At 53.8% G+C, this 24917-nt stretch carries 25 protein-coding genes and 1 pseudogene; 14 read left to right on the forward strand and 12 right to left on the reverse strand.

Features of this window, described 5'->3' with window-relative positions:
* Window positions 1-14: 14 nt before the first annotated feature.
* On the reverse strand, window positions 15-1895 hold the full coding sequence (locus FRD01_RS22780; protein ID WP_146963308.1) for an RCC1 domain-containing protein: 1881 nt from the start codon (window positions 1893-1895) through the stop codon (window positions 15-17).
* Window positions 1896-2023: 128 nt separating this feature from the next.
* Between FRD01_RS22780 and FRD01_RS22785 the strand changes: the two genes are divergently transcribed.
* Complete coding sequence (locus FRD01_RS22785; protein ID WP_146963310.1) at window positions 2024-3199, forward strand: pectate lyase family protein; 1176 nt, start codon at window positions 2024-2026, stop codon at window positions 3197-3199.
* Here the strand turns inward: FRD01_RS22785 and FRD01_RS22790 are convergent.
* From FRD01_RS22790 to FRD01_RS22800, 3 genes are read right to left on the reverse strand one after another with little or no spacing between them, the layout of a single operon-like run.
* Window positions 3126-4022, reverse strand: coding sequence for an HTTM domain-containing protein (locus FRD01_RS22790; RefSeq protein WP_146963312.1), 897 nt, complete (start codon window positions 4020-4022; stop codon window positions 3126-3128). The genes FRD01_RS22785 and FRD01_RS22790 overlap by 74 nt on opposite strands.
* The gene (locus tag FRD01_RS22795; protein WP_146963314.1) at window positions 4013-4504 is read right to left on the reverse strand and encodes a hypothetical protein; all 492 of its coding nucleotides are present in this window, start codon (window positions 4502-4504) and stop codon (window positions 4013-4015) included. Before FRD01_RS22795 ends, FRD01_RS22790 begins: the two co-directional genes overlap by 10 nt.
* Window positions 4501-5244 (reverse strand): sterol desaturase family protein, encoded by a 744-nt coding sequence (locus FRD01_RS22800; RefSeq protein WP_146963316.1) that lies wholly within the window; start codon window positions 5242-5244, stop codon window positions 4501-4503. Before FRD01_RS22800 ends, FRD01_RS22795 begins: the two co-directional genes overlap by 4 nt.
* A 492-nt stretch (window positions 5245-5736) precedes the next feature.
* On the opposite strand from FRD01_RS22800, the gene FRD01_RS22805 reads away from it, so the two are divergent.
* Together FRD01_RS22805 and FRD01_RS22810 are read left to right on the forward strand one after the other, a co-directional pair.
* Window positions 5737-6603, forward strand: coding sequence for a hypothetical protein (locus FRD01_RS22805; protein ID WP_146963318.1), 867 nt, complete (start codon window positions 5737-5739; stop codon window positions 6601-6603).
* Between the two features lie 144 nt (window positions 6604-6747).
* A complete protein-coding gene (locus FRD01_RS22810) occupies window positions 6748-8061 on the forward strand; it encodes a hypothetical protein (protein ID WP_146963320.1) in 1314 nt (437 codons plus the stop codon).
* Between the two features lie 14 nt (window positions 8062-8075).
* Here FRD01_RS22810 and FRD01_RS22815 read toward each other — a convergent pair whose 3' ends face one another.
* Together FRD01_RS22815 and FRD01_RS22820 are read right to left on the reverse strand one after the other, a co-directional pair.
* Window positions 8076-9140 (reverse strand): winged helix DNA-binding domain-containing protein, encoded by a 1065-nt coding sequence (locus FRD01_RS22815; protein WP_249755842.1) that lies wholly within the window; start codon window positions 9138-9140, stop codon window positions 8076-8078.
* 57 nt (window positions 9141-9197) lie between these two features.
* Entirely contained in the window at window positions 9198-10454 is a 1257-nt protein-coding gene (locus tag FRD01_RS22820; protein WP_146963324.1) for an ATP-binding protein, read from the reverse strand.
* Window positions 10455-10581: 127 nt separating this feature from the next.
* Here FRD01_RS22820 and FRD01_RS22825 point away from each other — a divergent pair, with 127 nt between their 5' ends.
* Window positions 10582-10944, forward strand: a complete 363-nt coding sequence (locus FRD01_RS22825) for an iron chaperone (RefSeq protein WP_146963326.1) — start codon at window positions 10582-10584, stop codon at window positions 10942-10944.
* A gap of 3 nt (window positions 10945-10947) precedes the next feature.
* Window positions 10948-12048 carry a HEAT repeat domain-containing protein gene (locus FRD01_RS22830; protein WP_146963328.1) on the forward strand — a complete coding sequence of 367 codons (1101 nt, stop codon included), beginning with the start codon at window positions 10948-10950 and terminating at the stop codon, window positions 12046-12048.
* On the opposite strand, the gene FRD01_RS22835 is transcribed toward FRD01_RS22830, so the two are convergent.
* A complete protein-coding gene (locus FRD01_RS22835; RefSeq protein WP_146963330.1) occupies window positions 12045-12572 on the reverse strand; it encodes a hypothetical protein in 528 nt (175 codons plus the stop codon). The two genes, FRD01_RS22830 and FRD01_RS22835, sit on opposite strands and share 4 nt — an antisense overlap.
* Before the next feature lie 295 nt (window positions 12573-12867).
* On the opposite strand from FRD01_RS22835, the gene FRD01_RS22840 reads away from it, so the two are divergent.
* Window positions 12868-13932, forward strand: coding sequence for a hypothetical protein (locus tag FRD01_RS22840; protein ID WP_146963332.1), 1065 nt, complete (start codon window positions 12868-12870; stop codon window positions 13930-13932).
* Window positions 13933-13943: 11 nt separating this feature from the next.
* A complete protein-coding gene (locus tag FRD01_RS22845; RefSeq protein WP_146963333.1) occupies window positions 13944-15203 on the forward strand; it encodes a hypothetical protein in 1260 nt (419 codons plus the stop codon).
* Here FRD01_RS22845 and FRD01_RS22850 read toward each other — a convergent pair.
* A complete protein-coding gene (locus tag FRD01_RS22850) occupies window positions 15172-15378 on the reverse strand; it encodes a type II toxin-antitoxin system VapB family antitoxin (protein WP_146963335.1) in 207 nt (68 codons plus the stop codon). The genes FRD01_RS22845 and FRD01_RS22850 overlap by 32 nt on opposite strands.
* Before the next feature lie 151 nt (window positions 15379-15529).
* On the opposite strand from FRD01_RS22850, the gene FRD01_RS22855 reads away from it, so the two are divergent.
* Complete coding sequence (locus FRD01_RS22855) at window positions 15530-15826, forward strand: ArsR/SmtB family transcription factor (RefSeq protein ID WP_146963337.1); 297 nt, start codon at window positions 15530-15532, stop codon at window positions 15824-15826.
* Between the two features lie 15 nt (window positions 15827-15841).
* Window positions 15842-16930: a synaptic vesicle VAT-1 family membrane protein gene (locus FRD01_RS22860; protein ID WP_249755843.1), complete on the forward strand. Its 1089-nt coding sequence runs from the start codon at window positions 15842-15844 to the stop codon at window positions 16928-16930.
* A 7-nt stretch (window positions 16931-16937) separates the two neighbouring features.
* On the opposite strand, the gene FRD01_RS22865 is transcribed toward FRD01_RS22860, so the two are convergent.
* Window positions 16938-18044, reverse strand: a complete 1107-nt coding sequence (locus tag FRD01_RS22865) for a hypothetical protein (protein ID WP_146963339.1) — start codon at window positions 18042-18044, stop codon at window positions 16938-16940.
* Window positions 18045-18183: 139 nt separating this feature from the next.
* Here FRD01_RS22865 and FRD01_RS22870 point away from each other — a divergent pair, with 139 nt between their 5' ends.
* Window positions 18184-18975, forward strand: a complete 792-nt coding sequence (locus FRD01_RS22870; RefSeq protein ID WP_146963341.1) for a hypothetical protein — start codon at window positions 18184-18186, stop codon at window positions 18973-18975.
* 1 nt (window position 18976) lies between these two features.
* On the opposite strand, the gene FRD01_RS22875 is transcribed toward FRD01_RS22870, so the two are convergent.
* Both FRD01_RS22875 and FRD01_RS22880 read right to left on the reverse strand, forming a co-directional pair.
* Window positions 18977-19927, reverse strand: a complete 951-nt coding sequence (locus tag FRD01_RS22875; protein WP_146963343.1) for a biosynthetic peptidoglycan transglycosylase — start codon at window positions 19925-19927, stop codon at window positions 18977-18979.
* A complete protein-coding gene (locus tag FRD01_RS22880; protein ID WP_146963344.1) occupies window positions 19924-20721 on the reverse strand; it encodes a hypothetical protein in 798 nt (265 codons plus the stop codon). The genes FRD01_RS22875 and FRD01_RS22880 overlap by 4 nt, the downstream gene beginning before the upstream one ends.
* Window positions 20722-20773: 52 nt before the next feature.
* On the opposite strand from FRD01_RS22880, the gene FRD01_RS22885 reads away from it, so the two are divergent.
* A complete protein-coding gene (locus FRD01_RS22885; RefSeq protein WP_146963346.1) occupies window positions 20774-21337 on the forward strand; it encodes an HD domain-containing protein in 564 nt (187 codons plus the stop codon).
* Here the strand turns inward: FRD01_RS22885 and FRD01_RS22890 are convergent.
* Entirely contained in the window at window positions 21334-21876 is a 543-nt protein-coding gene (locus FRD01_RS22890; protein WP_146963348.1) for a hypothetical protein, read from the reverse strand. The two genes, FRD01_RS22885 and FRD01_RS22890, sit on opposite strands and share 4 nt — an antisense overlap.
* A 138-nt stretch (window positions 21877-22014) precedes the next feature.
* Here FRD01_RS22890 and FRD01_RS22895 point away from each other — a divergent pair, with 138 nt between their 5' ends.
* The 3 genes and pseudogenes from FRD01_RS22895 (at window position 22015) to FRD01_RS24545 (ending at window position 24916) form a co-directional block, all read left to right on the forward strand.
* Window positions 22015-22965 carry a CE1 family esterase gene (locus FRD01_RS22895; protein ID WP_146963350.1) on the forward strand — a complete coding sequence of 317 codons (951 nt, stop codon included), beginning with the start codon at window positions 22015-22017 and terminating at the stop codon, window positions 22963-22965.
* Window positions 22966-22984: 19 nt separating this feature from the next.
* Window positions 22985-24103: pseudogene (locus FRD01_RS25040) on the forward strand (RCC1 domain-containing protein); the annotation flags it as partial.
* Window positions 24104-24460: 357 nt separating this feature from the next.
* On the forward strand, window positions 24461-24916 hold the full coding sequence (locus tag FRD01_RS24545; RefSeq protein ID WP_249755844.1) for a hypothetical protein: 456 nt from the start codon (window positions 24461-24463) through the stop codon (window positions 24914-24916).
* Window position 24917 lies beyond the last annotated feature (1 nt).

The following is a 24917-nucleotide window of genomic DNA, read 5'->3' on the forward strand; positions in this document are numbered from 1 at the left end:
GCTGGATAAACGGTTTAGAAGAGGACATCGACCGGTAGGCTGCTGTCTGTGTACGACCCGTTTCCAAGCTGGCCGTCAGAGTTTCGCCCCCAACATTTTACCCCGCCCGTATTTAGCCGAGCACACGTGAAGGTTCCGCCCGCTTGGACATCGAGCGCCCCGCTGATATTGACCGGCGAAGGAATGTGTCGATTGATGGTAGTGCCATCGCCAAGGCGCCCCTCCTCGTTGTTACCCCAGCAGGATATGGTTCCGCTTTGGTAGCCACAGGCGTGCCGTTCACCCACGGAGAGGAAGCTGTACGTTCCACTTACTTGTACAGGGGACTCGGACACGGTTATGGCGGTGGTGCCGAGTTGATAGAAGTCGTTGTTTCCCCAGCAATATACTGAGTTCCCTGCGAGTGCGCAGGAGAATTCGGCGCCGGCGCCGATAAAAGTTCCTGTACGGTTGGACCCATTACTGTTCAAAACGTTGGTAGGTAGAGACGCGTCGCCAAAGAGTAGGTAGCTTCCAATCTGTCGATCTGTATTGCGGCCCCAGCAAACGAAGTTGCCGCTCGTGTAGCGTGCACATGTGTGCGCTACGCCTGCCGAGATTTGCCCTATCGTGTTTGAGCCGGAGTTAACCGGCGTCATTGGGTTGAACATAGACGTGGTGCTGCCATCGCCGAGTCTTCCGTTCGCTCCCCAACCCCAGCAGTAAGTCCCGGTGGCCGTGATGGCACAGGAATGGTAGGTGCCTGTTTCTATGGCAGTAGCAGAACTGGGGAGGCCTACGACTTGAACGGGTAGGGAGCGATTCGTGCCACTGGTTCCATTTCCGAGCTGGCCATCGGTGTTGAGCCCCCAGCACCAGACGCTGCCGTCGGTTCGCCGTGCGCATGTGTGAAAGCCGCCGGCGCTGATTTGAGCGACGTTCGTGAGACCGGACACGGTGACCGGGGTAGGGCTTGGGTTGGTGGTGCCGTTACCGAGTCGTCCGTCATCATTGCGGCCCCAGCATCGAGCTGTGCCGTCTGACATTCGGGCGCACGCGTGGGAGTAGCCCACACTCACCTGAGCCACTGTCGGCGTGTCCGAAACGCACCCAGAAACATCGAAGGTACAGTTGGCGGTGCAGGTTGGCGTTCCGGTTCCAGCATTCAGAGTGGCACAGGTTGCCGAGTTTAGCTGTGTTCCGTCGCAGTCTTCGTTGTTTTGTCGGATTCCATCCCCGCAGAATTGGGTAGCACCTGCGACAGACCGACACTGGCTATTACACACGGTGCACGAGGTCTCGCCGTAGGCGCAAGATGTTTGGGGTGCACCTCCGTGGTCGCAATCTTCGCCGCCAGCGGCTTGGGTCGCACCATCGCCACAGAAACCGATGACCTGACCGGCAGTTAGCTGACATTGAGCGTTGCAGACCATACAGGACATTTCTCCATAGACGCACGCGAGCTGAACACTGCCCCCGTGGTCACACGCTTCGTCCGGGTCAACGGTACCGTTTCCGCAGCCATCTGGGATGGTGCATTGGGCACAAGGTCCACCGCAATCTATGCCGGTTTCTTCTCCGTTCTGAACGCCATCGGTGCAGGTCGGTGCGGCCGTGCATGCGGCGCAGGGTCCACCGCAGTCAGGCCCTTCTTCCGCCATGTCCTTGATACCGTTTTCACAGGAGGGCGTGAGGCAGACCTGAATCATTTCGTTGAACTCTTGACCCTCGTCGCATTCATCCGGGTTCATTTGTTCGACGCAGCTCCCTTCAACGCACGAGAAGCCGTCGGAGCAGGTTGGAACGCACCCTTGCGGTGTGTTGTTTGGATCGATGTTGGACTTTTTTGTTGGGCCCTCATCGCCACATCCCAGGAACAAAAGGAAGAACGGCAATACAAACAGGTTTCTCTTCACGGCATACCTCAAACGCGTTGTGCGACCCGTACTTAGTGAAGTCTGGATGAAGAGGCAAGCTCAAGCGGTTGGCCATTCCGCTTACAATAGGCTAAAATGGACATCACAATCTAAGTTGGCGGTTCAACATGCGTTCTTCGCTTCATTTTGGTTCGATTTGTCTGGTCTTGATTCTGGGATTTCTTTCAAGTTGCGGGTCGTCCAGCACATCGGACCCCGAGGACCTCGGAGGCATAGAGGACATGGGAGGCGTCGAAGATTTGCGTTCGGCAGACATGAGTGCCGACCTTGATCTCGTCAACAATCTCGTAGATTCAGGTGCTGCTGACGATTCGGGGCCTGACCTCGTCACGATGCCGGACATGACTCAAAGGCCACCACACGAACAACTCTTGAGTGAGTTGGTAGGGTTCGGTCAGGAGACCACGGGCGGTGCAGGTGGCCCGGTTGTGACTGTGACAACTCTTGCGGATTCGGGAGCCGGTTCTCTTCGCGAAGCCGCTACCAGCCAAGGCCCTGCTTGGATCAGGTTCCTCGTAAGTGGCGTTATTGAGTTGGAGTCTGCGATCGAAGTCTTGAGCGACAAGACCATCGACGGGCGAGGGGCGGACATTACGATCACCGGAGAGGGGCTTTTTGTTCAGAACGGTGAGGGCAATGTCATCATCAACAACATCAAGATTCGCGATACTTCGAATGATATGATTCGATTCTTTAACGGCGGCTCAAATATGTGGGTTCACAAATGTGACCTCTCGAATGGCGGAGATGGCGCATTTGATGCCACCGAAGGGGTTACTGGCGTCACCGTCTCCTACACACATATCTTCGACCATGACAAAGCGATGCTTGTGGGGGCCGGCTCGGACGATGGAGACGGCGTAAACATGCGTTGGACCGCACACCACAACTGGTACGAAAATGTCGTACAGCGGCTGCCAGCTATTCGTTTCGGTCAGGCCCATAGCTTCAACAATTTGATCGAATGGCGAAGTGGTACAGCAATGTCGACGCGCCTGAGTCCCAGCCAAATCTTAGTGGAGAACAATATCCTCGCGCCTCAAACCAACGTCGGGCACAAAGTAATCTCCCTTGCTGAGGACCGTGGCGCAGCAAAATTTGTTGGAAACTTGGAGCGTCCACTGCCTGGCGACACGATTGAGTTCGAAGAGACCAACCCTGAATCTGTTTTCGATCCCTCGACTTCCTACTCTTACACAGCTGAGCCCGCTAATGGGGACCTCGACGCGTACATCCGTGCGAACGCTGGGTGGCAGGACGTTCCTTTTCCTGAAGTGCCCTAGGCCTTGAAACCCAGCTTGGGTTGAAGGTAAGCGCGTGGATCATCAACATCCCAAGGCTCAAATCGGCGAAAGACACCGTGCAAATGATGCCGATGTGCAAACCCACTAGCGCTAGCCAGAGCCACGACCTAGCACGTGATATTAAGGCGATGGGAAGGGCTAAGAGCTCGATGCCGAGCGTTCCCCAGGTCAAGAACTTGAGGAGTGTCGGCAGCTCCAAGAGAAGGTCGCGCAGGGGCGAAAGGCGCGCGAGTGGACTCATCAAAACGTGTGTGATTGCCGTGCCGTCCAGCCATGAAGGGCTAATCAGCTTGGTGTAGCCGCTGTAGGTGTAACCTGCCGCCATGACCCACCACGCACTGCCGTACATGGCGTCCGGTACGCGAAAAGCTTCATCTCTCTTAGGGAGAAACGCGTGAAAGAGGAGCATCCATCCCACAAAGGCAAGACTCGGATTGGAGATCAAAGGATTTCGTCCAAAAAGCGAAGCCCAGATGACCCAAATCAAAACGGCCATCCAGCGGTCTTTGACACCGAGTGTAAGAGCCAGACTGGCCAGGGCTCCCAGAGAGACCATACCGATAGCCATTTGAGGCGAATCAAAGAACGTGAGCACGTTCGGAAAGAGATAGGCAAACGGGCTCACGGAAGCGTCGGGAAGACTGCCTTGATTCGAAAAGAGCTCCGCGGCCCACGGCACGAGGTGCGCAAAATGAATCATCAAATAGACGCCGAGGATGATTCGAACCCAGCGGTACGAAGCTGAGGTCCAGCCGTTGCGAATCTCAAGCCATTTTGGAAACTGAATCGTAATCATGAGCAAGGTACCTCGATGGTCTGTGGTAAATCGCCCATTCCGACCTCCTCCCTCGGCACGTAGCGCACTATGATTGGCCCAACGGCATCTTGTGCAAGACCGAGTTCCTTCAGAATCGGAGCTTCCTCACAGAGGGCGTACTCGGCGACCGCGTCGAACATGGGTCTTGCACGGGCATCGGTGTAGAGGACCGGGCCAAAGGCCAGGATTGCCCCGTAGACGTTTCGTCGATTGTAGGGGCCTTCGAGCCGCGCGTAGACCTCAGGCGTCACCTCCGCGGTATGTATCATGCCGGAGGAGTCCGACCATTCAAGGAAGAAACGAGTTGAATAGGTCTCAAGGCCCTTTGCCACGCTGAATACTTTTGGGGCTGGCGAGGCGAGCGTAGCAGCGGCTAAGCCTTGTAATGGGGCAAGACCGCTCAGTACTCCGACGATTTGAAGGACGCCGAGTCCCAGCAGAAAGGTCGAACGTTTTGAGGCACTCATTCGGCCGCTCCTTCAGGGTATGCCTGTACATCCTTCCCCAGAAGCATGCCGAGCAGCTCGCCTTCCTGATGTGGCTCAAATCCGCACTCGCTCTCCCATTCACGTGGGTTGTAGAACGTTCCGAAAAGCATGTCCCAGAGCGGAAGGTCGCCGTAATTGAGCTGATGAATGCCGCGTTCGTGGTGGACACAATGGCTCTCGGGACGCTGAATGAAGTAGCCGATCCAGTGTGGAGTCTTGACGTTCCAGTGGTAGAAGAACTCGGCCAACGCGCTGAGGAGCATGGCATAGGCAGCAGCCTCCGGACCCACGCCGACCACGAAATAGACGACGACACTCGAGAGTATGGAGTTGGAGAAAATCTCCAGCGGATGCTTGTAGAATGAAGTCACAATCTCGAGTCGCTGAGGACTGTGATGAAGCTGGTGAAGCCATCTCCAGAGCACGGGGGATGCGTGCCGAAATCGATGCCACCAATAGTAGAAGAAAGTCAGAACAAAGTACGCCAATAGGCCGCCCCAGACAGGCCCTATTGAGTCCAGAGACCAGAAGCGATTTGCGATAAACCAGTTGTCCCAATAGAGACCCGCCGCGACGACCGCTGCGACTTGGATTCCATTGAAGAGTAGGGCACGGCCCCACCATCCGGCGACCTCGGGCCATTTGCGCGCGGGGCTGCGCAATTCGATGAGGATCATGGCCACACCAACGGCGACGATGATGGCGAGAAAGATGTTCATAAGTTCACTCCTTTGGGTGTCGGGGTGAACTATTCGCAAGGCTCGTGCCTGGTCTCAAGTTGGCTTAAGTTCTTGTTTAACGCGTGCTTTAGGGCTCTTTTTGGTGTGGCGGGTTCTGGGTGGCTGTACTACTTGTGTACGTCATTCCGTCATAAAATGTATTTTGAGGCAAGGATCAGTCATAGCGAGCAACGACGTAGTATTTTGGCTCGTTGATCCCAGCTTGTGCCAAGACCTCGTCCAAGCGCGCATTCTCTTGCTCTGATAGCTCTATAGTCTCGCACGCTGAGGAGTCGTAGCTATCACCGGCCACCCAGACGCCCAATGCGCCGCCACATATGCATGGCTCTTGGCTCGAACCGTCTGTTCCGAAGTAGGTAGCCAGCCAACCGGCGCATCCGAGGTGTAGTCCTAGTTGGTACTTCTCCTTTTGAAGGTTTGCATTTCCATATGATATTCGCTTTTCGTGTACACCTGAAGGAGTCTGAAAACATGGCGCAAGACGATCCAATCCATTTTCTTGAGGCTGGGCTAGAGCGACCGGATGGCACGCTACTTATGCCGGGCTACGATACTTCCGAAGACATGCTGGCAAACCCCCATACGCTGCTACTCAGTGGAAAGCCCGGAGAAATTGAAGAAATAGCGAATCTGAGTTGGCAAACCGTTGCAACGAGCTCACCTGCGCCAGAACGATTGGTCTTCGTGAGCGAGTGGGGGAACTACTTCGACTTCGCGAGCTTCGAAGATCACGCCTCCGGTGTGCTCGATGATGATGGTGAAATCGAGTACCGCTCCGTAGACAATGTGGGTGGAGAGCTCTACGCCTGCGGCGGGAGTCGGACTATCCGACGTTTGACCGATGAAGGCTGGGTCGATGAGAGCGAAGATTTAGAACCTGGCAATCTCATCGAGGCGGTGTCGGGATTCTCGGGTGACGAGCTCTATGGCTTTGGCTGGAATGGCGAGATCTGGTGGCGAGAAGGCGGATCGTGGCGGGCCGTTGAATCACCAACCGAAAGGATCCTGCAGGCCGCCTGCATTGTCGATGGTCGAGTGTTCGTTGGTGGGCAGCTCGGTGTGATCTTGGAGGGGCGCCACGACGCTTGGGGCGTCATTGAAAACGACCATAAGTTAGATATCTGGTCGGTTTGCGAGTTTGAAGGAGTTCCCTATTTTTCAACGATCGATGGGATTCTTCGACTCCACGATGGCAAGATCGAAAAAATGGATACCCGCGAATTGAAGTCGACTCATAAGCTTTTCGTAGGACCTAGCGGACTTTGGTCCGTCGGTGGTGGGACGCTGGGTCTTTATGATGGAACGGAGTGGCGCTGTGTTCAGCAGCTTGGCGACTAGAAAATGAAGGTTCAGCCAAAATCTTTGAAGGTTGCCATTGACCTAAGGTAGCTGATAAAAGTCGCTCTCGTAGCTCAACAATCTATAAACGTTAGCATCTCAGCTAGCTTGGGAGAATTGTATATGGACGTCTTGGACCAAAAAATGAATGGGTACTCGCTTGCCGATTGCGCAGAAATCATGCGTATGCACACCAAACTTAAGGTGGAACACGGTGAGCGCGATTATAAAGGCCCATGGCAAGAGTTCTTGCGCATGAAGGGACTTACTGAGGGCAATTGGGCGCAGGTCTGGAATGCCTGGCACCAAAAAATGGAGGCAGACCCCGGGTTGGCGGCGAAGTATCATACGTATTTTGCCAATGCGAACGTTCGCGACATGACCGCAGGTCAGGCCAATGTGAGTCAGGATGCGCTCGAGGGCGTGACTCTTGAGCAATTCGCCAAGATCAGCGCGAAGATTCAGGGTGGTGGGGATGCTGCTGCGTTGGTGGCCGCTGAAGGACTCTCGATGGACCAATGGCTTGCCGGTCAGGGAGCATGGGGTCAGAAGATGGGAACCATCAGTCCCACCGACCCGATTATGTTGCAGTACGGACAGCTCTATCAGAAGTACAATTCTACCATTCCACAGGTGGGTGGTGGTTCGGTTTCCATGGAACAAGCCGTTGAGCAGACGCTCGACAAGCACGCGCAAATTCAAGGTAATCGCAGTATCGAAGTCACGATTCAAAACGCTGAGTCGGAGTTCTTTTCTAGCAATATCGTGCGTCATAAGGCGCGTGGTGTGCGTGCAATTCTGAACCTTTGGGACCGCTCCTGGAGCGACCGAGCGAGCAATCCTGCACTGAAACAGGTCACTCGCCGCGCCTATGAAATCAGCATTGATTTGCTGGAGAACGGGCCAGGAAATGGTCCCGGTGCGGGTCCCGGTTACCAGGGTGTCAGTGGTGGCGTGGACGCGATGGACATCCACAAATGGAGCGACCTTCATACTGAAGAAGAAGCCTACGAAGACACAGTCTCTACCATCTTGAGCGAGTTCAAGGACCTTGCGGCAGGCCAATTCATGACCCCGGCCGAGAGTGACCGTGCGCAGGCAGCGATCCGTAAGGCTATTCAGCGCCTTACACCTCGCAAGACAAAAGTCGAAGAGATCTGGAGCGGCACCACGGACATGACAAAAAAGGCGAGCCTCCGGTCATTGTTGGATTCCTATATTGAGGTCTTGGAGGAGATGCAGGAAGCGCTTGATGATTGGTCCTACGAAGGGCCAGAATCTGCAGATTCATCGGATTCTTCCGATGAGCACGACGCTCCGAGCCCCCAGAGTTTCCAATCGAATGCGCCGAGCCAGCCCTCAACGGCTATGGCGACCACCAATCAGGAATCACCGCTCATCGCGTTCCTGAAGGGCCTTCCGGTGATTGGCCAGATCCTCAAAGCTCTCGGGCTCTGAGATGCCACTTGGGCTCATAGGCTAAGTAGATGGCGCTCAAGCTCCGCGCCGTCTCTTTTCAAGGCCTCTTTTATCTCTCTCCCGATGCCTCCATCCACACCCGTCAGGGGTTCGAAATCGAGAGACACCGCTCGTTTGGTCGCCTTGTGGGACCAGACGGCGACAAATTGTCCCTTGTAGAAGATTGTGGGTTTGACGACCGCAGACTTTGCCCAAACACGGGGTTGGTCGTCTGCGTTTTTAAGCAGTGGCTCTTTGTTCGCGTGAGTCATCATTTGGGTGTCGTAAGCAGGAAGCAAACGCGCCTGCCACGATTCTGGGGTGGCTTGCAAACATTCGGCGTCTTCCTTGAACATGAGATGGCCACCGAGTCCTTCGATCTCCAATTCGACGAGCTGGTCGCGCATCGGTTCAACCCATCGGCGAGTATCGGTGATTCTTGCGCCTAAGAAGTGTGCGATGTCTTGAACTCGCGCCGGTCCCCAGGTTTTTAGATAGCGTCGCACCACTTCTATCGCAGCATCTTCGGGCGTGATGTCTGGCCATTTGGCGCCAGGCACCCACTTCTTCCGCGAAACATACCCTTGTTCGCGCCCAATATTCTCGGTGCTCGAGAGAAAGCCTTCTCGCCCAGCCACCCATATCAGGCGGGTGATAGCCATGCGTTCCGGTGGGTCGTTGTTTTGCGGCTCGTCCACAAATGCTTGCACCAGTCGAGGAGGAGCGGCCTCGAGGAGATGGCTCCGTGTGAACGGGCCGTCAAGGCCCTCAATCGTGCCGATGAAGTCTGCGAGCTCTTCATCGGTAGGCATGGCGCCGCGCCGCGCGCTTGCGGGCCAGAGCGATTGCGCCTTTGCGAATAGATGCCAGTCATCGGTCGCGTACATATGAACGGTATCGCGCTGACCCCAGGCCCGGACGAGGGACTTTTCGACGAGAAGCTTGTCCTTGATTTCAGACGCCGTCGGGATGTTCTGCGTTCTGAGGGCCAACGCCCAGCGAGCAGGTGCCTCGATTTGTGCCTGAGCGCCTAAAATGGCGCTCGCGGCTTCTTCTGGAGAAGGAAAACCTTCAATCAAACCGGATCTTTTTGCGCGAAAAAATGCGACATTGTCCCAGGTAGTCACGGTCATTTCCTAATTGGAGGAAAAAAGAGCACGGAAAGGTACCGCCCAAAGCAGCATGCCATCCTGCTTAAAGGATAAGAGTCTTTCACCAGTGTATACGACAAAGCCAGCCGAAAACCTCTTTCCGGAAAACTCCGCAAGTTTCTTCAAACCCTTAAAGTCTTCGGAACTGACTGTAGCCGATGCCTTCGCTTCTACCCCGATGATGGCACCGTCATCTTGCTCTACGACAATATCGACTTCGTGTTGTCTCTTGTCTCGAAAGTGGAAGAGTTCGACGGGCTTCTCGGACCAAGAAGATTGTTTTTTTAGCTCTCCAAACACTAGTGATTCGTAGAGCGCTCCAAAGAATTGGCTGGTCAAGAGTTGGTTTGGCTCGCGAAGGCCGAGCAAATGGCAGGCTAGCCCTGTGTCTACAATATGAAGCTTGGGCATTCTACTGGTTTGACGTTTTGAGGTGTTCTTAGACCATGACGGAACGCGGTCAAAAATAAACATGAGTTCTAGGATTTCGATGTAGTTTCGAACGAGTCCATCGTTGAGGTCGAGGTCATTGGCCACACTGGCGTATTTCAGCAGGTTTCCCGTCCTCCCAGAGAGGTACGGAACCAATGCTTGGAGCTTAGAAACGTAGTCTCCGCGAGCGTTGTGGAGGGTCTCGAAGTCTTTGAGCAGGCGACCTTCTACATAGGACTGGTACCAGAGGCGTTTCGCTCGCTTGCTATGGAGTCGTGGCTCTGGATAACCACCCTCCAGAACGATTTGAGCGAGTTCCTTTCTGTGCATCGGGGGCGACGGAGCAATCTGTTCTGGCGAGTCGATCAAAAGGTCAACGGCGTTTCCGGTCGACTTGTTCAGTTCGCTCAGCGAGAGGGGATAGAGTTCCAGCCGTGCCATGTGGCCAGGTAGAGCCTCGCCCACTGCTGCTGTTTTGAAAATGTCAGCCGATCCTGTAAGTAGGAATCTACCTCTATCGTTGGGGGCCAAGGTATCGGATACTTCCTTGATCGCCCGAACGAGGTCTGGAACATATTGAAATTCATCGATTACAACGGGTGTCTTAAACGAGCGCACTAGGCCGTGTGGATCGACCCTTGCCGCTTCTCGAGTTGTGCGGTCATCCAGATTGATGAACTGCATGTTCCTCGAGGAGGCAATTTTTCGAGCTAATGTGGTCTTTCCACACTGACGTGGGCCTGTCAGGTAGACAACCCGAAATGCATCGAGCATCTCCATGACCACTGGTTCTAGGGATCTTTTGAACAAGTTTTCACCTCTCTTTCTGCTTGCGCACGCTCACCATTATACATCTTATCGAGAGAAAAACACGTCCTTATCGAGAGAAAAACACGTCCGTATCGAGAGAAAAACACGTCCTTATCGAGAGAAAAACATGCATTCAAAGCCCAAAACTGTAGACGACTACATCTCGAACTTCGAGCCCGAAGTTCAAACAAAACTCAAAGCCATCCGAGAAATTGTTCTGGAGGAAGCTCCGAAGGCTTCGGAGTGCATCAGCTATGAAATGCCTACGTATAAGCTGCGAGGAAATCTCGTCCATTTTGGAGCGTTTAAGAAGCATATCGGACTCTATCCCACGCCAGGTGGGATTTCTGAGTTCGCCCAAGAACTGGCGATGTACACCGGAGCAAAGGGTTCGGTTCAGTTTCCTCTGGACGAGGACTTACCGCTGGATCTGATTCGCCGCATCGTTAGGTTTCGAGTTGCGCAAGCAAATGACGATACAGGAGGTTGACCCATGGGAGTTTTGAAGGGAATCGAAGAACTTGATTGGGGACAATGGGAACACGCCTATGGGCCGGCTACGGATGTGCCAGGTCTGTTGCAGGAGCTGCTCGAAGAAGAGTCGGCCGAAGATGCGCAGTACGAGCTCTATGGGAACATCATCCACCAGGGCACCGTGTATCCGGCGACCAAGCACGCAATACCGTGGCTGATCAAACTCTTAGTTCCGGAGTCGACGGCCGACCGTGTTTGGTTGCTTCAGTATTTGTTGGACCTTGCATGGGGCGATTCGTACATGCGGCTGCACGCGCATCTCGATGACGACGGAAGCCCCGAATACGCAAGTCGTATGGCGCAGGAAGTCTCACATGTGGATGGGGTTCGGGCCGCCGTGGTCGACGGATTTGAAGTATATTTGGCACTCTTCGATTTTGAGAATGTCTCGGAGGTTGGTGCCGCGATCGACCTTATTGTTGGGGTCCCAGAGCTTCTAGAACGCCTCCAGAAGGATGCGTGGGCGAAGTTTGAGGCATTGCTCGCGCACTCGGACGCGAGGGTGCGTACGAAGGCGACAATGGGCCTTGGCTGGTTTCAAAGTTGGGAAGGGATGAGCGACTACATTGACCGCGCTTCAACGGATGAATCAGAGGCCGTGCGTTGGGCCGCGGCGTGGGCTTCGGGCTACCATCGCCTACACACCCAGGAGGTCGTCGATCGTCTCGTCCATGCGATGCTCGAGCCCCAGGCACTAGATGATGAGTTAGAGGCGGTGCTGGAAAGAAGCGTTGGTCAGGCTTCGATTGCGCCTCTTTTGAGCGCGCCCGAAGAGTTTCACCCTCACATCCTGGAGGGAATGACGGTTCAACTGCAGCGTGCGAAAGCTATTGAAGCTACCGAGGCCGCGCGACTCATGTTGCTCATGGTTTTCGGTCAGGAGCGAGCACCTGAGTCCTTCGAAGAACTTAGCTCTCGTCAGGTGGAGGTGTTGCGGCTCGTATCTGAATGTGATGAAGCCTGGGTCTTCGATGGAAATATGTCCCAGTTGTTGTCATCGTGGGGATTGCCGTCGAGGCGTGACGCCCTGAAGACCTATGTGAATCAGAAGGACGACTAGCCCTTGATTAGAATCTCGCGAATCTTTGCGAGGAAGTCATATTCCGTGCGTGGAATACTCCCGTAGTTCAGGTGGGTACGAGTGTGCGTCCATTCGCAGAGCATTCCTTCGGTTGTGCTGAGCTGCCTTTCATCAGGGCTAGCCGGGACTTCGAGTGCGAAGTACCGAAGGCGGTTTGCCTTGATGATGAGCACCCAGATTGGCTCTGTCATTTCCGATGCCTGAGTGTTTTCGATGAGTATCGCCGGATACGCACCGAGCTTGATGATTCGGTAGGTCGGCGTCTCTCGCTCGATCCACTCAAGGTCGATTGGAGGGTTGGTGATGAAGTCTTTGGCCTCGGCCAGATGGTTTGGGTCCAGGTCAACAAGGTAGCCGCATTCATCGATTTGATAGGGAACAAAGCCCAAAGCGTTGTGAAGGTAGAGATGGCGGTCAAACTCGGATACAAGTGCGCGCCTCAATCCCACCTCACCACTCTCCAAAACCGCGCTTGGAAGACGATCATGCCATTCGTAGTACATAGATACCTCCTGCCCCATGTTCTCCGTGAACCCTGAAGCAGATGGTAACTTATCAGCTGGTTCGGCACGATTCGTACCGGAGACACATTAGAGCGAAACTTGTTGATTGAACGTGATTTTTCGTCAGAACCAACTAAGATTCAACTTTAGGAGATCTGTTCAATGCGTTACGAAACGTCTCGTACCGCATTGGCTTGCCGCGTTGATTCGGTTGGAAGCAATAAAAGGGTTCGATTTGTTGTCGCGTGAGAATTCACAGTCTGTCTTCAGTACTCGCCTAGAAGGCGAGGTTCTAGTGCTAAGTATTGGCCCGCGATACGGCAAACTCTTGGGTTCCGCTCTCTTGCTTTTGGTATTGAGCGGAGCAATGGTCTGGTTCTGGACGCATCAAGATCCGAAGGGACCTAGCTCTTTCGGTATGATGGCGATCAACTTGGGGCTCTTTTTACTCTTCAGTTCGTCGCTCTACCAAGGGTGGCTTGCGACTAAGTCTGTCACGCTTGAGATCGGGCCGGACCACTGGCAAATGGAACGCAACGGGAAGAAAATTTGCCAGGGAACAAGGCGTCCTGAGCTTCTTTTCGAGTTCGGACTAACTAAGGGTTTCGTCCTAAAGTTAAGTGATGCCGAGACATTGAGTGCGTCATTTGGTCAATCCTTGAAGGCCCACGAGTTGGAAAGTGTTGCGGCGCTGATTCGCTCCTTTGTTGAAAAGAACTTCGCGAGTCAGAGCACCCAAGCCGACAGCTTCGGTGAGCTTGCCGTTCAGATGGGCGAGGTAAAGTTCCGGTCGACACGTTTTTCGTTGTTGAGGAGTCTCTCGTCGCTGTTTCAGACGTTCCAAGTTGTTAAATCACCGACGAAATTGATGACCGATATTACACCCCTACAGACCTTTGAGTTCACGAGTGTGGGTTTTATGAGGGACGCCGTTCTCTGGGTTTTTGGTTCGTCGAAGGAGGTCTTTTTGAGCCACGATGGGACAATTGCCGTTGAGGTAAGTCCGGGTGGGCCAGGAGCAACCGAGACGAGGTACTCCTTTTCTACGCTTATGGACGATGGCAGATATCGACTGACTGGCACATCCGTAGCAACGGAGGGTTTGGTCTATTCAATGCCATCAAGCATGAATTTTGAACGGGACCTTCAATCGCATAGGGCGTGGATTTCAGAGCAAATCGAGGTTCACAACACGCGACCCGTTGCAATGAACTCAATGGGCGATCGAAAACGAGTTTGGCGCTATTATGTGCGGAACTTAGAGGCTCGTGTGACCTCGCTTACAGTGCTTGGTTTGGTGGGGTTGGTGTTTGTCCTTTTGGGGTTGGTCGTCTCCTTCATCATGGAGTCTCTACATTGAGAATCGAATTGATGAAGAATTTTGTATGCGTAGTGTTGGGTTTAGGATTGGTAGGCTGTGGACCTCGAGAGATTGTCCCGACCGCTACGGTGATGATTGAGAGGCAAGCACCGCAAGATGAGGGAGTTTGGTTGTTGGGCTTGGACAGTGACGTTGTGTCTCTTCCCGATGGCACCCAGATCGACCTGTTCCGCGAGGGCAGCGAGAAAGATGGCCTCCTGACCCATCCGGGCCTCAAAGTTGTTTCACCAAAGCATGGTGAGGTATTCACCGGCGGCCTCGGCCTCTTTGAGGTTCACGGGCGTCCGATGTTTGTAGAAAGGCTCGGTGGCGATTCAAAAACTCCGCCGCATCTAAAGGTTACCCTTGGCAGGCCTGACGAGAATTGGGCACTGATGTCGGTTGATGATGCGATTGCCCTGGGACGTAAAGAACTTCATGACGCGAACGTGGGGTATTCTCGCTTCGGCTGGCGGGTCTATGACTATCGACTGGAGCTGATGGCGCATTCGGACAGGGACCCGAATGTGGCCGTGTTGGTGGTGGACAGATTTCGATACCGAGTCGAAGACCTCAAAAGATTAGATTTTACGCCACTTCCTTTTGCGCCGCCGTCTTCGTTCAAGTTAGAGACTTTCAACATGCGAAGCTGGGTAGAGGTTGAAGGTTCCACTCCAGCTTCTCAATTGGCGATTGTAGAGGGCAGGTTCGTAACATGCCGATTCTCAATGGAACGTGCTTTTCCGTCGTATGTTGATGTCTCATTTGGCGAGTCGGGATATAAGTTTGACTACCCGGAGAAGCACCCAACCATTCATGGTCGCGACACCAGTTTTCAAGAATGCCTTTCCGAGGTCTTGCGGGATGTATCCGATTTGCCTGCAAAATTTCGAATCAACTACGAGTACAAGGTCACCACGGTAGAAGAGAGCGCTTCAGGAGACGGGATCTTGGCGTTGGTGGAAGGTCGTCACCTCAATTTTCCGCCCGTAGATTTGAGCATTCAACGCGGCTCGGCGGATACGAGAAACGGTCTTCGTAAGATCGTTCGCAAGAATTGGCTAGGCCTTATCAAGTGCGAACCAGAAGGGGTACAGGCGACCGGCATGGTCGAAATCGAGGGGACCTTGAACGTGGTGTTGGAGAGTCCGTGGGAAACGGAGGTTGGTTGTCTGACGCGTGCTATTTCGCGATGGAACCTGGGGCGGTTAGATAAGGCATCTGAGGTCGAATTTTCAATCAGGTCAGGTGTCTGGAATGGCGGGAGCTAGGCAGGCCATTTAGATCGTACGCCACGATGTCCTCATCGCTACCGTAATCATGAACTGGAAGTTCGGCGCAACTCCGAGCAATCTCTTTGAGCCGCTGCTCCGTGGACTTCGTGTCGCGAAATCGCTTTTGTCGGGCCAGTCGTTCCACTTCTTCATTTTCGATATCCAGTGGCATTAGAGTCTCACGTTAACGCTAGGATAAACAATTACTCAGTTCTGGAGGATGCTTCAATGGTTTTGGATAAAGGGCTTGACACGTTTCGATACTTCGATATCTTTCGAAGTATGACGGTTCGATAGTTTTCGAAATGTCGAATGGAGACCTGATGGACGAGAATCAATTGGTTAAGATGTTTAAGGCGCTTGGAAACCCGAATCGGTTTCGGCTTTTCGACGAGATTCGAAAGGCTGGTAGTTCTTCGATCGAAGAGGGTCATTGTTGCTTTCTCAACACCATCATCGACCAGCTCAACATTGGCGCCCCGACTGTTTCCCACCACCTCAAAGAGCTCGTGAATGCAGGTCTGGTGGAAACGGAAAAGGAAGGGAAATTCCTCCAATGTCGGCTGAATCAAAAGAATATCGAATCGCTTAGAGAATTTGTCAGATCGCTAGAAGAATAGACCAAGGAACGCCCAATGAGTGCTGCACTTCGAGAGATGATTGGTGAGCTAGATTTCTCGCCCAAGACTGAGATGCACAAGGTCGTAATCCCCAAAGCCGGGAGTTATGACCAGCTTCAAATCAAGGAGTTTGAGGTACCGGTACCAGGGCCCGGCCAAGTCTTGATCGAGACCCGCGCAGCCGGCGTAAATTACGCGGATGTTGTGGTTCGGATGGGGCTCTATAAGTCCGCCAAGGAATTCGTGGGTTGGCCCATCACGCCAGGGTTTGAAGTTTCCGGCGTCGTTACTGGGCTTGGCGAAGGTGTGGTGGACTTTCAGCTGGGTGATGAAGTGGTAGGGCTGACGCTATTTGGCGGGTATTCGAGTCATATCGTGACCGAAAGTCGATACGTCTATCACAAGCCACGAGGCTTGAGTTTTGCGGAAGCTGCCGCGATGCCGGCCGTGTTCATGACCGCTTGGTTTGCGCTCTTTGAGCTCGCTCATCCGCGTCCGGGCTCGAAGATCCTGGTTCATTCAGCGGCAGGTGGTGTGGGCGCAAGTCTTGTCCAGCTGGCTAAGATAGCTGGTTCTGAGGTGGTTGGTGTGGTGGGCGGAACGCACAAGGTCGAGGCCGCCAGAGCTGCTGGATGTGACCTCGTCATCGACAAGTCCACGCAGGACCTCTGGGCCGAGGCAAGATCCTTTGCTCCCGAGGGGTATGACGTCATTCTGGATGCAAACGGAGTGGAGACTTTGGGTCAGTCCTACGCACATCTACGGCGCGCTGGAAAGCTCGTCATCTATGGCTTTGCGACCATGATGCCGAAGAAGGGTGGAAAACCGAACTGGTTCAAACTGGTGTCTGGCTGGCTTCGCACTCCGCGCTACAACCCTCTGAACCTGACCACGGACTCGAAGAGCGTGCTCGCCTTCAACCTGAGCTTCCTCTTTGACCGGACTGACCTATTGGAGCTCTTTGTGGCGGACCTGCATCAGTGGCTCTCCGAGGGCTCAATCGTTGCGCCGTTAGTCACGGAGTATCCGCTGGCTGAGGTGGCTCGGGCGCATGCTGATATTGAATCAGGACGAACCGTTGGAAAGCTGGTTTTGATTCCGTAAAGCCTACCTAGATATCCATTTCACAGGTTCCACCGCCGAAGGCATCGCACGTCAACTCGGGTGGAGCAGGGCAGGGGGTTGGAATACACCCGTCGAAGTCAAAACCCGCACAGACGATATTGACCTGCTGGATGATGGCGCTGCATGCGTCATTTGTCATGGGTGTTCCGCACCCTTCACACACGCACTCAGAGGGGTCGGTTGGGGCTGATGCGAAAGGGCAATAGCCACAATCCCCATCGTTTACGCAAACATCCGAGCTTGCTTCACAATACCCGGAGTTTGCGCAGTTTGCAGGTTGCGTAGGTAGGCAGATCGCCACCGGGCACGTCGCCAAAAAGTCGGCGTCACAATGTGTGTTGAATGCGGAGTTGCGGGCCTGACATTCGGTTTGAGTGGCCGGATGTGTGGGGCAGAGCGGGCATTCGCATTCGGAAGGACTTGTGGGGGCTGACGCGTGGTTGCAAAGGCCACATTCAGAATCGACGGTGCATGTGTTTGGTCCGGAGCATCTCGGGCAACATTCGCCTGGTTGTAGGATCTGCTCATTCAAGGGACAATTGAGGACTGGACATTCTGCTTGTGTGCACGCGTCGATACACGTGTCGTTGATGCACGCGACCGGTTGTGGCGGGGTACACCGTGGGATTGGGCAGGCGCCGTTTGGCTCCCAGCTTGTGTCAGTACCACATACGGCATCCCAGGCGGCTTGATTTTCCTGACAAGTTTCCGCGGGCAAGACTTCTGAGGCACAGCTCACGCAATAGCATTCGGAAAGCGTCGTGGGGGCGGTTGGAAACGCACATCTGCTGCAGTCGGAATGGGCCTCGCAGGCCAGATTTGGCGGATTTTCCATGTCCGGCATATCGGCGTCTGTGTTCTCCATATCGGCCGTCATGTCTGGAGTCATGTCCAGAGCGATGTCTGGCATCATGTCGGTCAAGTCAGGCGTGCCCTGGTCTGTATTGCCTTCGTCGTTCGCTAAATCCGTAGGCATGTCCACTGAAGGCATGTCATGCTCGGTACCCTGATCATTTACGGAAATCGTTGGGCTAGGTTTGTCTGAGCAAGCCATTGCGAGAGTGATGGAGAGAAAGAAAATAACGCGTTTCATCGGTTGCTCGAAGGATAGGTTGAACCAATCATTGTAGCGTGAGTGTGCACAAAGATCACTCTTGGCGAAAAAAAGCCTACTTTGAGAATAAAATTGTGCTTCACTCGTCTATGTATGGGCCTAAAGAATCGGATAGTGAATGAAGATGAGATCGTTATGTATTGTTCTGGTTGGGTTGATGGTCGGTTGTGGATCCAGCCCTACCCAGACGAAAGATGAGCAACCAGGGGCGACCGGGTTGGTTTCCGAGAACTTAGAACAGACCGAAAGCTCGGTCGTCAATGAAGTGGTTGAGGTAGCTGAGGAAGAGGTGGTGTGCCACGTTGGAGGCGAGGAGACGCGTCCAGACGCTCAAATTCAAGCAGGGCAATACATCAATCTGAATGTACGCAAAGTTTGCGACTACTTGACGGTGAATGCTGAACGAGCTCACACGATTCACCAAACCTTGCAGCTCTACGATGAGGCTCTGGAGGTTATGGGTGAGGCGAAGGTAGCTCTGGTCCTTGGTAGGGAGGCAAAGGTGTATCGGACGAAAGATGAGCTGATTGCGGACCCGGAAGCTGGAGTAGATGCCGCAGCCGTTTTGCCAAAGGATTTTGACTTTGAGTCGCACGCTTTGGCGAGGTATCAAGTGCTTCATTCGAGCCTTACCCAATGCCGAGATCAGCGGCTTGGGATGACGGGCGAGCAGGCGAAAGCCATGGACAAGTACAATGAGAAGTGGCGAGAGAAAGCCAGTGAATTGCAGGGCGTGTGGCGCTTTGTGCCTGATGCCGTAGAGACCGTGCGCGATGTCCAGGTGATTGACCCGGTACTTCCAGCCGAACGCAACTACCCTGCCTCGGGTCCCTGCGAGGAGTTTTGGGTCGAACAACCCGCGCTAACTCCAGTCTCGCGCGAAGGTCGCGTGGGTGTTTACGGTCGCTAGATTATTCGTGGCGGCGAATTGTGCGGATGATGGTTTGAATCGTCGCGGCGAGACCGCTTTCTTCCAGATCGAGCTTTCCAGCTCGTACCAATTCACCTTGTAACGGCTGAGGTTTAATGGCCGCGAGGAAGGCGGCTTCGGTGATGGTTAGGTCGCGTGCGTCCTTGGCGAAGTAGTATCTTGCCGCGGGCCCGATTCCCCAGATTCCCGATCCGAATTCGATACAGTTTAGATAGAGTTCGAGCACTCGTTCTTTGGAGACTTTTTGCCAGACTCGCGTGGCGATTACGACTTCTTGAAACTTGCGTTCTAGAGTCTTGTCTCGCGTTAGAAAGAGGTTTTTCACAAGCTGTTGGGTGATGGTGGAGCCGCCCGTGACGATTTGTCCCTCGTTTTGATTGCGGGACATCGCGCGCGCGATGAGGTGGGCGCTGAAGCCCTGGTTTTCGTAGAATCCGTGTTCTTCGCTGTAGACCATGGCGGCTGGGACGAACTTAGGGAGTTCTGAAATCGGCACAAAATCTGGCGTCCCGGGGCCTACCTTTACCTCGGTGCCTGGAGGAAGATATCTTGGGTCGACCTTCTTTGTGAAGTTGGTGTTGAGCCAGTCCACGTCCTTTGATTCCCACTCGAACTCTGCCACCTTGCAATGGTGTTCGGGCGAGTCAATGCCGTGGATGCGGAACTCAAGGTCGGGGCTCTTCGGTGAGGTTAGTACCTCTAGCCTCGGCACGATGGTACCCTCGAGACGTAGTTTCCCAAAAGGTGCCGTCCACGCGGGAGGAACGAGCTCCAGAACTTCCTGACATTCAAGTGAGTCGGTAGTTGCGATTTTGGACAAAATTTTGGGGATATCGAGGTCGTGGTCCGGCAGACCGAAGTCTATGTTCGGAGGCTCAGCTGAGACGGAAAATGTGCAAAACATTGCGCCAATGAGCCACGAGTGCTTCATAGTCCGCTCGCCTTGTCATCCGCTACGCAATATCCGCCTTTCATCACGCAGAATCCGTCTGTCTTGCAGGCTTCGGACGCCTCGCAATGCGCGTGCAGGGTAGGGGCGCACCAGGAGCCGGATTCGACGACAAGTCCGCACTCTCCGGCGATTCTGCACCTCTCGGAGTTTTGACAATGGCTCTCATCTCTTGGTCGGCAAGTGCTACCCCAGTACATCTCCTGGACTCCACAATTACCTCTTTCTACGCATTCCTTTGAGAACGAGCAGCCATCGGCGGTGACCATACAGACGTTCGTGACCCATTCGAAGCAATCTTCTTCGTTCTCGGACCCGCACTTGTTGTAGTAGGAGCGATAGGAACCCGCCTCGCAGAATCCGCCTTCTTTGCACGCCAAGGACCCAGTGCAGTCGGAGTCTTTCACCGCTCCGCAGACCGCCTCTTGCCAGTCCGTGCATAGATATTCGCCGATTCTTTGATCCGCGTCAGCGGAGATGACCGAGCAGAGACCGTGTGTCTTGCAGCCCTCGGTTTGGGTGCAGTCGATTTCGCGTCGAGGGACGCAAGACTCTTCGGGATCACATCCGTCGGTGCGGCAGTCCAAGACTTCGAGTTCCTTGTTTCGAGTAAAATCCTCATCGGTCTCGTCTGTGGCAACAGGCGCAGGCTGCGGGACAACTGTGGTGAGCGGTAGAGCTTGGGGCTGCGGGTCCGCGGCGTCGTGAGTAGGCTGCGGCGTTTTGCATCCAGCACCCAATACAATAAAGGTTGTGATGACCAGCAATCGTGGCATTTCTATCTCGGTAGAGTTAAAGTGACAAAAAGCATCATTGGAAGGAAAGGAAATGACCTATACCGAACGATTCGATCGCGCGCTACTCCTGGCGTCCGAAGTACACCGCCATCAAAAACGCAAGGGTACTCAAATCCCCTATATCACCCACGTTTTGGCCGTTGCGGCTTTGGTTGGCAATCATGGTGGTGATGAGGACCAGGTGATTGGGGGCCTTCTCCATGACGCGATTGAAGACGGTATCAAAGCCTTTCCGGACATTCGGGAGAGGATTCGCGGCAGTTTTGGTGAGCGAGTTCTGGCGATCGTTGAGGCGTGTACGGATGCCGATACCGACCCGAAGCCGCCTTGGAAAGAGCGAAAGCTCGCCTATTTGGCGCATCTGCGTACGGATCCGGATACCGGTCATTTGTTGGTGTCTTTGAGTGACAAGGTACACAACGCCGGCGCCATCGTGATGGACTTAAGTGTTGTGGGGGACGAACTTTGGCAACGGTTTAATGTCCCCAAGGAAGAGACCCTTTGGTACTACGGAAACTTGGTTGAGATTTTTGAGGAGAGGGTTCCCTCGGTGTTGACTAAAGAGCTCGGCCGTTTGGTGCGGCTGATGAGTTAGAGGGCCCTCAGCCGCTCGATCCATTCCCTTGCTTCGAGAAGTGTTTTGGGCTGGTTGGCTTTCCAAGGTGAGCCCGCCCAAATCATGAAAGCGCCCATCAAGACCATGAAGCCTCCTATCCCGAGCGCGAAGTTTCCGCTGCTGTCTGCGTAGTTTGAGGCCGCAAAATAGATGCCCCATAGCGCGCAAAGTGTTCCGATGACGGCAAATCCCCAGGCCATAGTGCTGGTGCCGGTGGATGTGACCTTCAGGTCTGGGTTGTCGATTTCGATCGTGCTCAAGATTTCCGACACCATACCGAGGAACACGTCACGGTGAACGGTCTTAGGTTTACCAACGCAGTCCAGCGCAACCGTGCGTCCAGGTGTGACAATCGTGAGCTCTGAGCTCGTCATTCCCTTACCAAAGATGGTGTAGTTGAAGTTGCAAGAAGTCGCGTCCTTCAGGTCGAGCTCTTCCTTGGGGCCGACGAGGCGAGTGCCCGAGATTTGCCACGTCTCTTCGGGGCGAATTAGTGCGCGTTTAAAAACAAATTCCATCTGACACCTCATTGAACTCATTGCATTAATTGGACAAGCGGCTTGTAGCCGCTTGAGAAGGGTGCGGAAGCAAGGTAGCCTAACAATAGTTTGGGCACTTTGTAACTATGACACGTCCTTCCCACGCGGACATCCGATATGAAAAAATGGTCAATATTAGTGTTGGGTTTGGTCGCGTGTAATGGCGAGATCGAGACTCAACTAGAGCCCGATATGCCGGCAGAAGACACCGGGTCTTACGTGGACATGGAATCCACCGAGGACATGAGTGAGCCTGAGGCAGATGCGGATCCATTTGATGTGCCTTTGGACCTCTTACCTGATACCAGTGAAACCCGTAAGTGGAGCCGGGGCTGTGGATTGTTCGAGGGCCTTGCAGAAGGCGAGCATACGTTTGAGCTCGATGGAAGGACGCGACGCTACATCGTTCGGCTTCCTCAGAATTACGTCTCGGACGAAGGCTGGCCGCTGGTTTTTGCGCTGCACGGAAACGGCGGGAGTGCGGCCTACTGGGATGTCACGAGCGGTAATCGCAACATCCGTGAAGTCCTCAAAGATGAGGCAGTTCTGGTCATTGCGGAAGCTATCGAAGGGAATTGGCGCGACTATAACGCGCCGCAAGACACATGGCCGGACAGGATTGAGAGTGAGTTGCGCTACTTCGATGAAGTGCTGGAACAGGTCAAGTTGGGTCTTTGCATCGACACCGACGAAGTCTTCACGATGGGCTTTAGCGGTGGTGGCTCGTTCTCTGGCGTTTTGACCTGCCGACGCGACGACTACAGGGCCATGGCCGTGGGCGGGTCCGTGATGTACTTCGAGCCCCAAGATTGCACCCGTGCGACCCCGGCTTGGATAACGATAGGTACTGAGGAACTGGTGCCAGGACGAGAGGCCTTTAGGGACTTCTTCCGTGACCAAGCTGGATGTTCAGAGACATCAACCCCTGTGGACCCGGCTCCATGCGTCGCCTACGAGACGTGTGATGTTGGAACGCCCGTTCACTATTGCCAACATGCTGGAGACCACGTGTGGCCGGATATCGGCTCCCAAGCAATGTGGGAGTTCTTCAAACAATTTGTAGATTGAGCCGAGTCTTCGGGGAGTCATGAAAATCCTGACATTGAAGAAAACTGGGTGTGTGCTCTCTTTACTGGGACTCGTTGTAGTTTCTATCTCTTGCCGAACAACGACGTCTAGTCGAGGACATGGTAAATTATTGGAAACTAGGGAGGTGCAGCTGGATGCAGGGCGAGATTTCACGTGTTTGCTGCGCTCCGGTGCATTGAAATGTTGGGGCAGCGAGGCATGGGCTGAGGAGCAGTTGGGAGCAGGTATCACCAAAGTGGCAGTGGGAGAGTTTCATCACTGTGTCATCCAGGAGTTTGGTCTCAAGTGTTGGGGTCGTAATGATCTGGGAGAGCTAGGTGATGGGACTCAGACTGGGAGAACTGAGCCGAAGTTCGTTCTTGGCCTTCAGGAAGGTGTCAGTGATGTCTCCGTTGGAGACCAACACACCTGTGCTATCCAAAACGGTGCAGTGTCTTGTTGGGGATCGAATGAAAAGGGTCAACTAGGTGATGGAACATTCGGAAGTCATCGTCCTACTCCTGTTGCTGTACTAGGACTGGAGCGGGGGGTGTCCCAAGTAGTTGCGGGTGAAGAGCATTCTTGTGCCCTCAAGCAAGGGGCCGTCTATTGTTGGGGCCAAAACTCCGAAGGGCAATTGGGTGATGGAACTTTTGATTCCAGAACTTTACCACGGTTGGTTGTTGGTTTGGAGTCGGACGTAACAGAGCTAGTCGCCGGAGGTTGGCATAATTGTGCAATCAAGAACTCCAAGGTCTATTGTTGGGGAGGAAACTCCTATGGCCAACTGGGTGATAGGACTTATAGACCGAGTGCGCAGGCACGAGAGTTGATTGAAGCTGGATTCCCATTGAGGGCACTCGACGCGTCATTGACTCACACATGCGCGAATCGCAGCGGTGCGATGGTGTGCTGGGGCTTGAGTCATATGTCGCTGGATCGCAACGACCCTCAGATAGTGGACAAGATGGAAAGTGGCGTTGGTATGATTGCGCTAGGGTGGGAACATGCTTGCGTGTTGAAAGATATGGAGGTGATCTGTTGGGGGCTAAAGAATCATCAGAACGAGCTTGGGGATCAGACGCGGTCTGTGTTTACAGTTCCCACCCTCGTGCGCGATTTGAAGTCAAACGTCACTAACTTTTCATCGGATGGCGCAGAAACCTGCGTAATTCAGTTTCAACGAGTTAAATGCTCGAAACGCAATAAGTCTAGGAGGGAACCAGCCAATCCGACTTTTCGAGGTGCGAGAGTTGAAGGACTGGGTGCAGGTGTCAGTGAAATCAGCGTCACGAACCGAAAGTGCGCCATTGCAGAAGGTGCACTCAAATGTTGGGGCCGGGGCGCGCCATCAGAGGATATTGCGAGTTTGGTTCCAGGTTTCGAGTCAGGTGTCACGCGTCTCTCCGATGGTGGGTGGTGTGTGTTACGAGACGGAGGTGTTTACTGTTTTCGGGACGGTGAATATACCGTCGAAAAAGGTTGGGAATCTGGTGTGACAGACATTGTTGGAGGGTATGCAATCAAGAATGGAGCTCTTCAAGTGAGAGGTAAGACCGGACAATTGCCCCAAACTGTTAAGGGTTTCGAAAGCGGTGTCTCGAAGATTTATAAGGACGGCAGGTGTGTTGTCAAAGATGGTGTGTTCGTATGCATTGGGGAGGATCTAGAATCGGTACGGATCTCTGAATTGAGAGTTGAGCACCCTCCGGATGATTATCTTCTGTCCAACAATTACTTCTTTGTTGTCACTGAGGGGAAGCTGATGATCTACAGCCGTGACGGCGAGATACTTCGCGGAGAGATATTTCAAGGCATCGATTCGGGGGTAACCAAAATCGAAAGAACTTCAATGGGCATATGCATCCTTCAAGATGATGGACTCAAGTGTTGGGAAACTCCGAAATCAAACTCCAGAAGTCAGGGACTCATCAAGGTGAAGGTTTGGTGAG

The sequence above is a fragment of the Microvenator marinus genome (assembly GCF_007993755.1).
Classification (GTDB): Bacteria; Myxococcota_A; Bradymonadia; order Bradymonadales; family Bradymonadaceae; genus Allomicrovenator; species Allomicrovenator marinus.